At 61.3% G+C, this 13,370-nt stretch carries 11 protein-coding genes; 9 read left to right on the top strand and 2 right to left on the bottom strand.

Features of this window, described 5'->3' with window-relative positions; translation table 11 throughout:
- Window positions 1-9 precede the first annotated feature (9 nt).
- On the bottom strand, window positions 10-915 hold the full coding sequence (gene folE2, locus V476_RS22575) for a GTP cyclohydrolase FolE2 (RefSeq protein WP_003317835.1): 906 nt from the start codon (window positions 913-915) through the stop codon (window positions 10-12).
- Between the two features lie 174 nt (window positions 916-1,089).
- Entirely contained in the window at window positions 1,090-1,998 is a 909-nt protein-coding gene (locus tag V476_RS22570) for a LysR substrate-binding domain-containing protein (RefSeq protein ID WP_003408081.1), read from the bottom strand.
- 207 nt (window positions 1,999-2,205) lie between these two features.
- Here V476_RS22570 and V476_RS22565 point away from each other — a divergent pair, with 207 nt between their 5' ends.
- The 9 genes from V476_RS22565 (at window position 2,206) to V476_RS22520 (ending at window position 13,367) form a co-directional block, all read left to right on the top strand.
- The gene (locus V476_RS22565; RefSeq protein WP_024960580.1) at window positions 2,206-3,726 is read left to right on the top strand and encodes an ABC transporter substrate-binding protein; all 1,521 of its coding nucleotides are present in this window, start codon (window positions 2,206-2,208) and stop codon (window positions 3,724-3,726) included.
- A gap of 102 nt (window positions 3,727-3,828) precedes the next feature.
- Window positions 3,829-4,746: an ABC transporter permease gene (locus V476_RS22560; RefSeq protein WP_003348343.1), complete on the top strand. Its 918-nt coding sequence runs from the start codon at window positions 3,829-3,831 to the stop codon at window positions 4,744-4,746.
- Between the two features lie 8 nt (window positions 4,747-4,754).
- Window positions 4,755-5,663 carry an ABC transporter permease gene (locus tag V476_RS22555; protein ID WP_003396030.1) on the top strand — a complete coding sequence of 303 codons (909 nt, stop codon included), beginning with the start codon at window positions 4,755-4,757 and terminating at the stop codon, window positions 5,661-5,663.
- Between the two features lie 16 nt (window positions 5,664-5,679).
- On the top strand, window positions 5,680-6,681 hold the full coding sequence (locus tag V476_RS22550) for an ABC transporter ATP-binding protein (RefSeq protein WP_024960579.1): 1,002 nt from the start codon (window positions 5,680-5,682) through the stop codon (window positions 6,679-6,681).
- Complete coding sequence (locus tag V476_RS22545; RefSeq protein ID WP_024960578.1) at window positions 6,678-7,700, top strand: ABC transporter ATP-binding protein; 1,023 nt, start codon at window positions 6,678-6,680, stop codon at window positions 7,698-7,700. The genes V476_RS22550 and V476_RS22545 overlap by 4 nt, the downstream gene beginning before the upstream one ends.
- Window positions 7,697-9,124 carry a M20 family metallopeptidase gene (locus V476_RS22540; protein WP_024960577.1) on the top strand — a complete coding sequence of 476 codons (1,428 nt, stop codon included), beginning with the start codon at window positions 7,697-7,699 and terminating at the stop codon, window positions 9,122-9,124. Before V476_RS22545 ends, V476_RS22540 begins: the two co-directional genes overlap by 4 nt.
- A complete protein-coding gene (locus V476_RS22535; RefSeq protein ID WP_024960576.1) occupies window positions 9,121-10,272 on the top strand; it encodes a M20 family metallopeptidase in 1,152 nt (383 codons plus the stop codon). The genes V476_RS22540 and V476_RS22535 overlap by 4 nt, the downstream gene beginning before the upstream one ends.
- A gap of 76 nt (window positions 10,273-10,348) precedes the next feature.
- Window positions 10,349-11,724 (top strand): IS3 family transposase gene (locus V476_RS27675; protein ID WP_103715870.1). Its coding sequence is split into 2 segments (ribosomal slippage): window positions 10,349-10,820 and window positions 10,820-11,724, totalling 1,377 coding nucleotides; the frame shifts between segments, so codons are not numbered across the junction.
- Between the two features lie 119 nt (window positions 11,725-11,843).
- The gene (locus V476_RS22520) at window positions 11,844-13,367 is read left to right on the top strand and encodes an amidase (protein WP_024960086.1); all 1,524 of its coding nucleotides are present in this window, start codon (window positions 11,844-11,846) and stop codon (window positions 13,365-13,367) included.
- The last annotated feature ends 3 nt before the right edge of the window (window positions 13,368-13,370 follow it).

Here is a 13,370-nt window from a genome sequence, read left to right as displayed (position 1 = left end):
AATGAAACCTCAGGACAGGTAGTTGGAAGTCTGGGCAGCGGCATCGTGCGGGTGCAGGCTTTCGAAGTGACGAACGCTGACGCTGGAAGCTGCATAGCGGCCCTCGAGTGCTTGCTGGACCTTGCGCGCAGCGTCTTCGACGTACATCAGGTTCTGGCCGTTGAGCCGTGCGAAGGCCTGTTCGTCGGCGCGCTTGACGGCGGTTTGCACCGGAGTGCCCAGCGCCTGCTCGACGCTATCGATCAGCTTCATCAGCCCCAGTTCAGCCGCCTGCTCCGCCACCCGCACCTGCACCGTCGCAACGCTGCGTTGGCTGTGCGGCGTGGCAAACGATGCGTTCTCGCGTAACCAGGCGGCGACCTGCATCGGATCGACAAATGACTGCCTGCCGAAGCGCGCCGCGAATGCCTCTTCCAGCAATTGGCGAGACAATGCAGCCGAGCACGGACAGGTGGACGAGTAGGTGACATCCACCGAACTGTCGAGACACAACCGACCGGCATGCCAGGTGGCATCGAGCGTCACAGGGTAGGATTTCCAGCCGCTGAGCCCTTCGGTGATCAACGCCGGACGACGGCACAGCAGATTGAAGCTCAGCTTGAGTCGGGCGTGGCTGGAGTGACAGTCGAGGTGGCTCTCGACCATGGCTTCCAGCAAGGCAGCCAGCGTATCCGGGCTGACGATCTGGCGCTCGGCATAGCCGTCGAGCAACCGATAGAGCCGCGACATGTGGATACCCTTGACGCTCGGGTCGGCCAGATCGACCTGCAGATCGACATGCGCGTGAACAGGATGACGAATGCTCGCTTCAGCCAGTCTGATCGGCACTTCCACACCTTGCATGCCGACCCAGTCGAGTGACACCAGCGCCGGGGAAATTTCCGTCAGGGCAACATCCGGGAGAGGTTTGTTCATGTGCGTCGTTCGTCTCGTTGGCGAACTTCACCACGCGGGCGAAGCCTGATGTTGGCGGTTCACAGCCGTGCAGCACACGGCCATAAATTCGTTACACTATAACATCATGCTCGCGAACTTCATCAACCAAAGGTTACTCACTCCACACAACGCTCCTGCAATACCGCCAGCGGCTCAGGTCTTTGCCAGCTCCTCGATCAGAAAATCACGAAAGGCAGCGACTGCCGCCGGCAGATTGCGCCCTGCCATGCTTTGCAACTCGATACGCCGTGCCTTCATGCCATCGTCACTGATCGGCAGCGATTTGAGCTGTTTTTCATGGGCGCGTTTATCCAGCGTCATCTCGCTGGACAGGCTGATTCCGCCCTCCTCCCGAACAAACCGCAGCAAGGCGCCGATGTAATTGCTGGTCAGCACCGGATCGAACAGCAGGCCCTGCACACCGCAGCAGATATCGAACAACTGGCGCAAGGTCGTGTCGGTGTTGGTCAGGGCGATGGCGTAAGGCTGCAGTTCAGCCAGCGTGACCTCCTTGCGTGCGGCCAGCGGATGGTTATGACTGACCACTGCGCAGATCGCGCCGCTGTGGATGTGCTCGACCTTGATCTCGTTCTGCGGCGTCAGGCTGAAAGTCAGGCACAGGTCAGCGTCGCCCGAGCGCACCCGTTCGGTGGCTTGCGCCGGGGCGCAGACCTCCATCGAGAAATGGATGCCTTGGTACTGCCGCCGAAAACGCGCAATGCACTGCGGCAGAAAATCCAGGGCAAAGCCCTCCGAGCAGGCGATGCGCACATGCCCACGCTGCAAGCCTTGCAGCTCGGTAATTTCCAGTACCACCTGCTCGGCCTCAAGCTGTGATTTGCGTGCATAGGCCGCCAGGCGAACCCCCGCCTCGCTGAGCATCATGCCGCGCGCCTGACGCTCGAAGAGCACCGCATCCAGCTCTCGCTCCAGTTTGCTGATCTGCCGACTGACCGCCGAAGACGCGACATTGAGGCGGATCGAGGCTTCGCTGATCGATCCGCACCGCGCCACTTCGAGGAAGTAGCGCAAGGCCGTGGACTGTACGCCGTAGAGTTGCATCGATGCTCCTGCGTTGCCTTTTCAGCAATGAAAGGTTCGAAATATTGTGCTTGTGGCATTGATACGCTTTGCCTAGAGTCATGTCGAGGCGCAACTCATCAAAAGAAGCCAATCAAAAGAACACTGCGGCCTCGTTGTTTCCCCTCTTCTCGCATTTGCGACCCACTGCCCTTTGATACATCCACTTTGCCTTTTGGAGACGACGGCATGGGAATCAAGGGTTTCGCTCGCAGCATCGCGCTATTGAGCCTGTTCAGCAGCTTCTCCGTCCTGGCCGGCAAGGCTGACGACACACTGGTCTACGCCTCGGACAGCGAACCGGAAAACATCAGCCCCTATCACAACGATTTGCGCGAAGGCGTGATCCTCGGTCGCCTGATCTGGGACAACCTGGTCTATCGCAACCCGGACAATGGCGAGTACCAACCGATGCTCGCCACCAGCTGGAAACAGGTCGACGATACGACCATCGATTTCCAGCTGCGCCAGGGCGTGAAGTTTCACAACGGCGACCCGTTTACCGCAGATGACGTGGTGTTCACCCTCAATTATGTGGTGTCTCCCGAGTCCAAGGTGGTCACGGTACAAAACGTCGACTGGATCAAGGGCGCCGAAAAACTGGGCGATTACAGCGTTCGTCTGCACCTGAAAAAGCCCTTCCCACCTGCGCTGGAATACCTCTCCAACGCCGTACCGATGTTCCCGAAAAAATATTTCGAAGAAGTCGGGCTGGCAGGCTTCAGCCGTAAACCGATCGGCACCGGGCCTTACAAGGTGACGGCCATCGCCACCGGCGAAGGCGTGAAGATGGACAAGAACCCGGACTACTTCAAGGACAGCCCTCAGGGTCAGCCAAAGATCGGGCACATCAACTTCAGGGTGATCGCCGATGCCGAAACCCGTCTGGCCGAGCTGATGACCGGTGGCGTCGACTGGACGTGGCGGGTTGCACCGGATCAGGCGGAAAACCTCAAGGCCATGCCCAATCTGGTGGTGACCAGCGGTGCGACCATGCGCATTGGCTTTCTGATTCTCGACGCGCGCGGTACCTCCAGCGCCGATTCGCCGATGAAGCACCTGAAAGTACGTCAGGCGATCAACTACGCGATCAATCGGGACGGGCTGGCTTCGCAACTGGTCGGCGGCGAAAGCAAACCGTTGCAAGTCGCCTGCTACCCTGGCCAGTTCGGTTGTGACACCACCGCCGCCACGGTCTACAACTACGACCCGGCAAAGGCCAAGGCGCTGCTCGCCGAAGCCGGCTACCCGAACGGCTTTGAAACCGAAATCTTCGCTTACCGCGACCGCGACTACGTGGAAGCCATCATCGGCAATCTGCGCGCCGTAGGCATCAACGCCAAGCTGCGCTACCTGAAGTACGCCGCCCTGCGTGATCAGCAGCGCGGCGGTAAGGTACCGATGTCGTTCCAGGCCTGGGGCTCGTTCTCGATCCTCGACACCTCGGCGTCGGCCGGCACCTGGTTCAAGGGCAACCCCGACGACAACATCAAGGACCCGCAAGTCCAGGGCTGGCTGCAGACCGCCGACAACGCGCTGGACCCGCAGGTGCGCAAGGACAACTACCGCAAGGCGTTGCAGCGCATCAGCGAGCAGGCCTACTGGGCGCCGCTGTTCAACTACTCGATGAACTACGCCTATGTCTCGGACCTGAATTTCAAGCCTTACCCGGACGAGCTGCCGCGCTTCGTGCTGTCGAGCTGGAAATAAGCGCTTGCCCAGGCCAGTCGGCGAACCGGGCTGTGAGGCGCACGACGCGTCTTGCAGCAGGTTCAGCCACCCCGTCACTCCCTGAACACAAGGTCACTTGCCATGTTCGGATTTCTCTTGCGCCGCCTGGGCATCGCCCTGTGCGTAGCGATTACCGTGTCGGTGATCAGCTTTTCCCTGCTGCACCTGTCCGGCGATCTGGCCACTGCCATCGGTGGCCCGGAAGCCAGCAGCGAGCAGATCGAACAGATCCGGGTGCAGTACGGCCTCAACAAGCCGTTGGTTACGCAGTATTTCGAATGGCTGGCCGACGTGGTGCGTCTTGATCTGGGCGATTCGTTCTTCTTTCAGGAGTCGGTCTACAACCTGATCGCCTCGCGCCTGTCGATCACCCTCGGACTGGGAGCGATGGCCCTGAGTATTGCGCTGCTGATCGCCATTCCGCTGGGTGTGCTGGCCGCGGTGAAACGCGACACGTGGATTGATCGCCTGGCACTGAGCATCGCAGTACTGGGTCAGGCCATGCCGAGTTTCTGGTTCGCACTGATGCTGATCGTGGTGTTCTCGGTCACCCTGAAATGGCTGCCGGTATCAGGCAATTCGACCTGGGCGCACTTCGTGATGCCGGCCATCGCCCTCGGTTATTACGCCACGCCGGCGATCATGCGCCTGACCCGTGCGGGCATGCTCGACGTGCTCAATTCCGATTACATCCGCACCGCGCGGGCCAAGGGCCTGCGCCCCGCCACCGTGCTGTTCAAGCATGCGTTGCGCAACGCGCTGATTCCGGTGGTGGCCCTCGCCGCCGTGGAATTCGGCTTCATGCTCGGCGGTTCGGTGGTCATCGAAACGGTTTTCTCGCTGCAGGGCATTGGCCAGCTGGCCTGGGATGCGATTGCCCGTGACGATTTCCCGGTGGTGCAGGCGGTCGTGCTGTTGATTGCGGTGATCTACATCGTCCTCACCCTGCTGGCCGACGTGCTCAACGCACTGCTCGACCCGCGCATCCGCGTGAAATAGGAGGCCCCATGAGCACAACCACCTCATCGCCGCTGCTGATCAACGATTACCAGCCTCCAGCGCGCAGCGTCTGGCGCACGTTGCGCAGCAGCTTCGCGCATCGCGGCTTCGCCATCGGCGCGGTACTGCTGCTGATCATCCTGCTCGGCGCACTGCTCGCCCCCTGGCTGGCCCCCTACGACCCTTATGCGCAGGACGTGATGTTGCGCATGAAACCGCCGGTGTGGATGGCCAACGGCACCTGGGACTACGTGCTGGGTACCGACAAACTGGGCCGCGATTACCTGTCACGCCTGCTCTACGGCGCACGCATCTCGCTGTTTATCGGCTTATCGGCCGCGCTGATCTCCGGAATCATCGGCACCATCATGGGTCTGCTGGCCGGCTACTTCGGCGGCAAGACCGATGCACTGATCAGCTACCTGATTACCACCCGCCTGGCGATGCCGGTGGTGATGATCGCGCTGGCCTCCGCGTCGCTGATCGGTGGCTCGCTGAAAGTGGTGATCGTGCTGCTTGGCTGCCTGCTCTGGGACCGCTTTGCCGTGGTGGTACGCGCTGCCGTGCAGCAGATTCGCGACGCTGAATACGTCGCCTCGGCCCAGGCCCTGGGCTGCTCGACGCTGCGCATTCTGGCCAGCGAAATCCTGCCCAATCTGGTCGGTGCGCTGATCGTCGTGGCTACGCTGGAAATGGCTCACGCAATCCTCCTCGAGTCGGCCCTGTCGTTTCTCGGGGTTGGCGTGCAGCCGCCCATTCCTTCATGGGGGCTGATGATCGCCGAGGGCAAACCGTACATGTTCTTTTCCCCTTGGGTCATCGCCATTCCCGGCGTCGCCCTGATGGTGCTGGTGCTGGGCATCAACCTGGTCGGTGACGGCCTGCGCGACCTGATCCTGCCCGACGGGCGCAACTGACAGAGGAGATACGCACATGGCGCTTTTGCATGTTGAAAACCTGCGTGTCGAGATTCCTCTCGGGCAAGACACGCTGCACGCAGTGCGCGGCCTGGACTTTCAGGTCGAGCGTGGCGAAATGCTGTGCATCGTCGGCGAGTCCGGCTGCGGCAAATCCCTGACTTCGCTGGCGCTCATGGACCTGCTGCCGCGCAAGGCCCGGCGTACCGCAACGACGCTGAGCCTGGACGGCATCGACATGCTGACCCAGAGCGAGCGGCAGATGTGCGACCTGCGCGGCAACCGCCTGGCGATGATCTTTCAGGAGCCCATGACCTCGCTGAACCCGGCCTACAGCATTGGCGATCAGCTCAGCGAAGTGCTCACCCGACACCGCAAGGTGTCCCGCAAGGAGGCCCTGCAGCGCGCCGCGCAAATGCTCGAGAAAGTCGGGATCAGCAACGCGAGCGAGCGCTTGCGCCAGTACCCGCACCAATTGTCCGGAGGCCTGCGCCAGCGGGTGATCATCGCCATGGCCCTGATGTGCGAACCGGACGTGATCATCGCCGACGAACCGACCACTGCGCTGGACGTGACCATTCAGGCGCAGATCCTGCGCCTGATCCGCGACATTCAGAAGGAGCTGGGTCTGGCCGTGATCTTCATCACCCACGACCTAGGGCTGGTGGCACGTATCGCCGACCGGGTCGCGGTGATGTACGCCGGACAGATCGTCGAGACCGCCCCGGCCATCGAGTTGTTCGAGAACCCGCAACATCCCTATACCCGCGGCTTGCTGGCAAGCATACCGATCCCCGGGCGCACTCAGCCGGGCCAGCCGCTGGGGTCGATTCCGGGGCTGGTGCCCAGCCTGGTGGGCGAGCAACACGGCTGCGCATTTCGCAATCGCTGCCCGCAGGCGATCCCCGCCTGTGCCGACGACATCCCGCCGATCAATAGCCACAACCACATGACCCGCTGCCTGTTTGCCGCAGCGGGCGCCGAGCCTGCGTTTCACCTTGAGGGCGTACCGTCATGAATACCGCCGTGAAACAGGTTCCGAATCCCAGCGTCAAGAAAGACATCGCGCTGGAGCTGTGCGATATACGCCGCGAATTCAGCATCAGTCGTGGTTTTTTCAAACCCAATGCCACGCTCAAAGCCGTCGATGGTGTGTCGCTACGCCTGATGCGTGGCGAAACACTCGGGCTGGTCGGCGAATCGGGCTGCGGTAAAAGTACCCTGGCGAAGATGCTGCTGGGGCTGCTTGCGCCCAGCAGCGGCGACGTACTGGTCAACGGCAAGCACCTCGCCGGCACCGACCGCAAGGAGATGGCGCGGCGCATTCAGCCGATCTTTCAGGACCCCTACTCGTCACTCAACCCGCGCAAGACCCTGCGCGAGATCGTCACGCTGCCGCTGATCGTGCATGGCATCGGCACCCCGGCCGAACGTCGCCAGCGCGCCGAAGCGATGATGGACGTGGTCGGCTTGCCCAAGCGCGTGATCGACAGTTACCCGAGCCAGCTTTCCGGTGGCCAGCGCCAGCGTGTGGCGATTGCCCGGGCGCTGGTGATGCGCCCGGATGTGTTGATCTGCGACGAACCGACTTCGGCGCTGGACGTTTCGGTGCAAGCGCAGATCCTCAATCTGTTGCAGGACCTCAAACAGGAATTCGGCCTGACTTACCTGCTGATCAGCCACAACCTGGCCGTCATCGAACATCTGGCCGACCGCGTGGCGGTCATGTACCTGGGGCGGATCGTTGAAGAGCGCAGCCGCGAATCATTGTTCGCCCGGCCCGGCCATCCCTACACCCAGGCGTTGCTGGACTCGGTGCTGACCCCGGACCCGCATCTGGGGATTCCCGATCTGGGTTTGCACGGCACCTTTCCCAATCCCATGTCGCCGCCGTCCGGCTGCGCCTTTCATCCGCGCTGCCCGGCGTGCATGCCGGTGTGCAAGGAAAAAGCCCCGGCCATTGGCCGCATGGAAGGCGGAACCGTCCGCTGCCACCTGCACGACACCTCGAAACCTCTGGAGCAGATGCCCTCATGAGTAGCCGTTCGCACGCCATTGAAAACGTCACTGAACAGTTCGACAACGGCGCCTTTTTCGCCCTGCTCGGCAGAAGCGTTGCCTACCCGACCCAAAGCCAGGAGGCCGAGAGCCTGCCCGAGCTGTATCGTTATCTTCATGAGTTCATCACCCCGCATGTCGAGCGCCTGGGTTTCAGCGTTACCGTGCATGACAACCCGGTCGCCGGACGCGGCCCACTGATGATCGCCACGCGCATCGAAGCCGCTGAACTGCCAACGCTGCTCAGTTACGGCCACGGCGACGTGGTTCGCGGCTATGACGCGCAGTGGCAGACAGGCCTGTCGCCGTGGCAGGTGATCGAACGTGGCGAGCGCTGGTACGGGCGCGGCACCGCCGACAACAAGGGTCAGCACCTGATCAACCTGACGGCACTGGAGCAGACCCTCAAGGCTCGCGATGGCAAGCTGGGCTTCAACGTCAAACTGCTTCTGGAAATGGGCGAAGAAGATGGCTCTCCCGGACTGAGCGCATTCTGCCAGGCCCACGCCGAAGAGCTCGCCGCCGACATCTTTATCGCCTCCGATGGCCCGCGCCTCGCAGCGGCACGCCCTACCCTGTTTCTCGGCTCGCGCGGGGTGTTCAACTTCGAGCTGACGGTGAACCTGCGCGAAGGTGCGCACCATTCCGGAAACTGGGGCGGCCTGCTGGCCAACCCGGGGATCATTCTGGCCAATGCGATCGCCAGCATGGTCGATGACCATGGCCGGGTGAAAGTCGCAGGGCTGATGCCCAAAGCCATTCCCGACGCTGTGAAGGCCGCGTTGGCGGATATCGAGGTCGGCGGCGGCCCCGGCGATCCTGACATCGACGCCGACTGGGGCAACCCGGCGCTGTCGCTCAGCGAAAAAGTCTTCGGCTGGAACACCCTCGACGTCCTCGCTTTCAAGACCGGCAACCCGGACGCCCCGGTACACGCCATTCCCGGCAAGGCTCACGCGTTGTGTCACATTCGCTTTGTGGTCGACAGCGATTACAACGCGTTCATCCCCGCGGTGCGCGCGCACCTCGATGCCCATGGCTTCGATCGTGTCGAGGTCAGGCAGACGCGTATGGACGTGATGCACGCCACGCGCCTGTCGCCGAACAGCCCGTGGGTCGGTTGGGCGCTGGATTCGCTGGCCACCACCACCGGCAAGAAACCCGCACTGCTGCCCAATCTGGGCGGTTCGCTGCCCAATGACGTGTTCGCTGAAGTGCTGGGCCTGCCGACGGTCTGGGTGCCACACTCATACCCGGCGTGCTCGCAGCATGCGCCTGATGAGCACTTGCTGGCTCCGGTGGTCAAGGAGAGCCTGCAAATCATGGCCGGACTGTTCTGGGACCTCGGCACGGACGGCGCACGACTGACACGGGAGCAGCGGGCACAGGAGTTGAGTGAATGAATGAGGCACAACTGCACGCCACCGCATGGCTGGCCGAGCAATATGAGGCAATGGAATCGCTGCTGCAGCGCCTGGTCGATACCGATTCCAACAGTTACGACAAGGTCGGCGTCGACGCGGTCGGTGACCTGCTCTGCGCACAATTGCAGGCTGACGGAATCAGCGTCGAGCGTATCCCGGTCGAGGGTTTCGGTGATGTGTTGCTGGCTGAATTGCCCGGCGGACCCGGCAAGCCGGTGTTGTTGCTGGGTCACCGCGACACCGTATTCCCCAAGGGCACCACTACAACACGCGGCTACACAAAAGACAGTGAGCTGGCCTACGGCCCTGGCGTGGCCGACATGAAAGGCGGACTGGTGCTCAACTGCTTTGCGCTGAAGGCATTGAAACGCGCAGGCCCGCTGCCGTTCCCGGTGCAGATTCTGTATACCGGCGACGAGGAAATCGGCTCCGCCAGCGCTCGCAGTCACATCGAACACTACGCCCGCCAGGCGCGCGCGGTGCTCAATCCCGAGCCAGGGCGCGCCAGCGGCAATGTGGTCAGCGCGCGCAAAGGCGGTGCCACGCTGATCATCGAAGTCAACGGCCGCGCAGCGCATTCGGGAGTCAATCATGCCGACGGCGCCAGTGCCATTCAGGCGCTGGCGCACAAGGTGATCAAGTTGCATGCGTTGACTGATTACGCAGCGGGCATCACCACCAATGTCGGGCTGATCTGCGGTGGCACCTCCAGCAACACGGTAGCGCCCAGCACCACGGCGAAGCTCGACGTGCGCTTTGTCGAGCTTCGCCAATGGACGGAAATACTTGCCGCCGTGCAGGCGATCGTCGCCGAAGAGGAACTGCCCGGTACGTCAGCCAGACTGCTGGAAGCCACCACCTTCCTGCCGATGGAAGCCCGACACAGCACCGAGTTGCTGAGTATTTATCAGCGCCTCGCGCAGGAACTGGGTTTCAGCGTGGAAGGCGAATTCACCGGGGGCTGCGCCGACTCGGGTTTTACCGCCAGCCTGGGGATCCCGACCCTGTGCGGCCTCGGCCCGGTGGGCGGCAAGGTCCACACCGACCGCGAGTACCTGGAACTGAACACCCTGGTGCCCAGAGGCCAGGCGCTGGTCGCGACGATTCTGGCGCTGGGGGATGTGTGACGCAGAGCGTCACGAAATGCATTCCCACGCGGAGTGGTGTGACCCCCGAAGGTTGGATGCAACCTTTGGAGGCGTCATGGGTAAATATACAGAGCAGGCAAAACTCGCAGCCGTGAAAGAGTATTGTGCTGGCAAGGCAGGTTTGAGGGATGTTGCGCATCGCCACGATGTGGATTTTTCCTGCCTTAGGCAGTGGGTTGCGGCCTATCAGATTCATGGCGTAGCGGGCCTGCAAGAGAAAAAACGCCAGCGCTACAGTGACGAGTTCAAGCTGACTGTTTTGAAGCGCATGCATGATGAGCGTTTATCTCTGCGCCAGACAGCGGCCTTGTTCGATATCCGTCAGTTCGGCATCATCGGTCTATGGCAGCGCCATTATGAAGAAGGGGCCTTTGATGCCTCCTCCAAGCCACCCACAAAAGCCGGACGCCCAAGAAAGATGACGACTGCACTTCCGCCTGTGAACGCCCCCTCAATCGACGATGAATCGCGCTCGCGTGACGAGTTGCTTGCCGAGGTGAAGCAACTGCGGATGGAGGTCGACTATCTAAAAAAGCTCGATGCCTTGGCTCAGAAGAAGCAACGAATAGCGCAACAGAAAAAGCGCAAATCGTAACCGAACTGAGACTGGGGCATTCTCTGGGTGGCCTGCTGAAGCTTGCCGGTCTGGCGCGCAGCACTTTTTACTATCAACAAAAGGTACTGCAAGCGGGCGATAAGTACGCCGGGCTGAAAGACCTGATTCAGACAGTTTTCTACGATCATAAAGGCCGGTATGGCTATCGTCGTATCACGGCGGCGTTGCGGCGCGCAGGCCATCTTGTGAACCACAAGACGGTGCAGAAACTGATGGGGCAGCTTGGCCTGAAGAGCCTGGTGCGAGTGAAGAAATACCGCTCTTACAAGGGCGAAGTAGGCAAGGCTGCGCCCAACATTCTCAAGCGTGATTTCAAGGCCCAGCACCTTAATGAAAAATGGGCCACGGACGTCACCGAGTTCAAAGTGGGAGGCCAGAAGCTCTATCTGTCGCCCATCATGGATCTGTACAACGGCGAAATCATTTCCTATGCAATCGCCAGGCGCCCGCTGTACTCCATGGTGGACGAAATGCTTGAAGGAGCGTTCAAGAAGCTTGAGCCGCATGAAAAGCCTATTTTGCACTCAGACCAGGGCTGGCAATATCGGATGCCTGTTTACCAACGATTACTCAATGAGCATTCGATCACATGCAGCATGTCGCGCAAGGGCAACTGCTACGACAACGCGGCTATGGAAAGTTTTTTTGGCACGCTGAAGTCCGAGTTTTTCTATCTGAACAAATTTAACAATCTGGATGAGCTTCATGCGGGCATCGACGAGTACATTGAGTATTACAATCAGTCACGCATCAAACTGAAACTTAACGGCCTGAGCCCTGTGGAGTTCAGAATGCAGGCCGCTCAGGCAGCGTAGAAATAATCGTCCAACCTTCGGGGGTCATACCAGAGCGTGCGGAACGATGAACATTCGGGCCAGTATCGTAGCCATGCTCCGCACCCAGCGTTATACCTAAGTCCAGTGAGGAACACTCCATGCAAAAATCGTCTGAGCTGCTCGGTAAATCCGCCACCGAACTGCGTGCGCTGATCGGCAACAAACAGCTCTCTCCGGTGGAATTGCTGGACGCCTGTATCGAGCGGATTGAACGCCTGAACCCGAAGATCAATGCCTTCGCCGCGACCTGTTTCGAGCGCGCCCGCGACGAGGCACTGCTGGCCGAACAGGCCGTCATGCAGGGCAAATCTCTGGGGCTGCTGCATGGCCTGCCAATCGGCATCAAGGATCTGGAAGAGACCGCCGGGGTACTCACCACCTACGGCTCGCAACTGTTTCGCGACAACATTCCCGCGCAGGACAACCTGTTCGTCGCGCGCCTGCGTGCGGCCGGGGCAATCATGGTCGGCAAGACCAATGTTCCGGAGCTGGGCGCAGGCGCCAATACCCGCAATGTTGTGTGGGGCGCGACCGGTAACCCGTTCAATCCTGAACTGAATGCCGGCGGTTCCTCGGGGGGATCCGCCGCCGCACTGGCCGTCGACATGGTGCCGTTGTGCAGCGGCTCGGACACCGGCGGTTCGCTGCGCATTCCCGCGGCGCTGTGCGGTATCGTCGGCCTGCGTCCTTCACCAGGGCTGGTGCCGAGTGAACGCAAGAAGCTCGGCTGGACACCGATTTCAGTGGTAGGCCCCATGGGCCGCAATGTTGCCGATACCCTGCTGCAACTGCGCGCCAGCGCCGGGCTGGGGCAGTCCGACCCATTGAGTTATGCCATCGCCGCTGACGAGTTCGCACCGCGCCCGATCGACCTCAGCCAGCTGCGCGTCGGCTACAGCGAAGACTTCGGCGCGTGTGCTGTGGATGACAGGATCCGTGCCGTCTTTCGGGAAAAGATCAGCGCCCTGAAATCGCTGTTCAAGTCCTGCGAAGCCATCGACCTGAATCTGACCAGCGCCCATCGCACCTTCGACGTCCTGCGTGCCGAAGCCTTCGTCGCCGGGCTGCAGGACGCTCACGACCGCGACCCTGATGCACTGGGGCCCAACACCCGCGCCAATTTCGACATGGGTGCCGCGATGTCGCTGCAGGACTGCGTCAAGGCGCATGGCGAGCAAAGCCGGATCTTTCGCGGCTTTCAGAAACAATTCGAACACTACGACCTGATCCTCGCGCCCACCACGCCAGTCTCGCCCTTCCCCTGGAACGAGCTGTACCTGCGCGAAGTCAATGGCGTGCCCCTGGACAATTACTATCGCTGGCTGGCGCTGTGCTACACCATCACCCTGACCACCAATCCGGCGCTGTCCCTGCCCTGCGGCGCCGACCACAACGGTATGCCGTTCGGGCTGCAGGTGATCGGCGGATTTCGGGGCGATGCGAAACTGCTGGCCTGCGCCGAGGCGATCGAGCAGGCAACGCTGAATGATCCACGCCTGTCACGTCCGCGTCCCGACCTGCAAAAACTGCTGGCCTCGGCGGTCGACCTGACCCACATCGTCACGCATCCGCCGATCTATGGCGGGTCGAGAACGGGCAAGCCGGAGATTGGCGCGATGTGAAGA

This window comes from Pseudomonas syringae KCTC 12500 (assembly GCF_000507185.2).
Lineage (GTDB): Bacteria > Pseudomonadota > Gammaproteobacteria > Pseudomonadales > Pseudomonadaceae > Aquipseudomonas > Aquipseudomonas syringae.
The sequence above is the reverse complement of the archived record's forward strand: the minus strand, read 5'-3'. Positions and strand labels throughout refer to the sequence as shown.

Bases quoted from the DNA above. Each gene is read 5' to 3' on its own strand.
- folE2 (WP_003317835.1), bottom strand. From the start codon at position 915: ATGAACAAACCTCTCCCGGATGTTGCCCTGACGGAAATTTCCCCGGCG.
- V476_RS22570 (WP_003408081.1), bottom strand. From the start codon at position 1,998: ATGCAACTCTACGGCGTACAGTCCACGGCCTTGCGCTACTTCCTCGAA.
- V476_RS22565 (WP_024960580.1), top strand. From the start codon at position 2,206: ATGGGAATCAAGGGTTTCGCTCGCAGCATCGCGCTATTGAGCCTGTTC.
- V476_RS22560 (WP_003348343.1), top strand. From the start codon at position 3,829: ATGTTCGGATTTCTCTTGCGCCGCCTGGGCATCGCCCTGTGCGTAGCG.
- V476_RS22555 (WP_003396030.1), top strand. From the start codon at position 4,755: ATGAGCACAACCACCTCATCGCCGCTGCTGATCAACGATTACCAGCCT.
- V476_RS22550 (WP_024960579.1), top strand. From the start codon at position 5,680: ATGGCGCTTTTGCATGTTGAAAACCTGCGTGTCGAGATTCCTCTCGGG.
- V476_RS22545 (WP_024960578.1), top strand. From the start codon at position 6,678: ATGAATACCGCCGTGAAACAGGTTCCGAATCCCAGCGTCAAGAAAGAC.
- V476_RS22540 (WP_024960577.1), top strand. From the start codon at position 7,697: ATGAGTAGCCGTTCGCACGCCATTGAAAACGTCACTGAACAGTTCGAC.
- V476_RS22535 (WP_024960576.1), top strand. From the start codon at position 9,121: ATGAATGAGGCACAACTGCACGCCACCGCATGGCTGGCCGAGCAATAT.
- V476_RS22520 (WP_024960086.1), top strand. From the start codon at position 11,844: ATGCAAAAATCGTCTGAGCTGCTCGGTAAATCCGCCACCGAACTGCGT.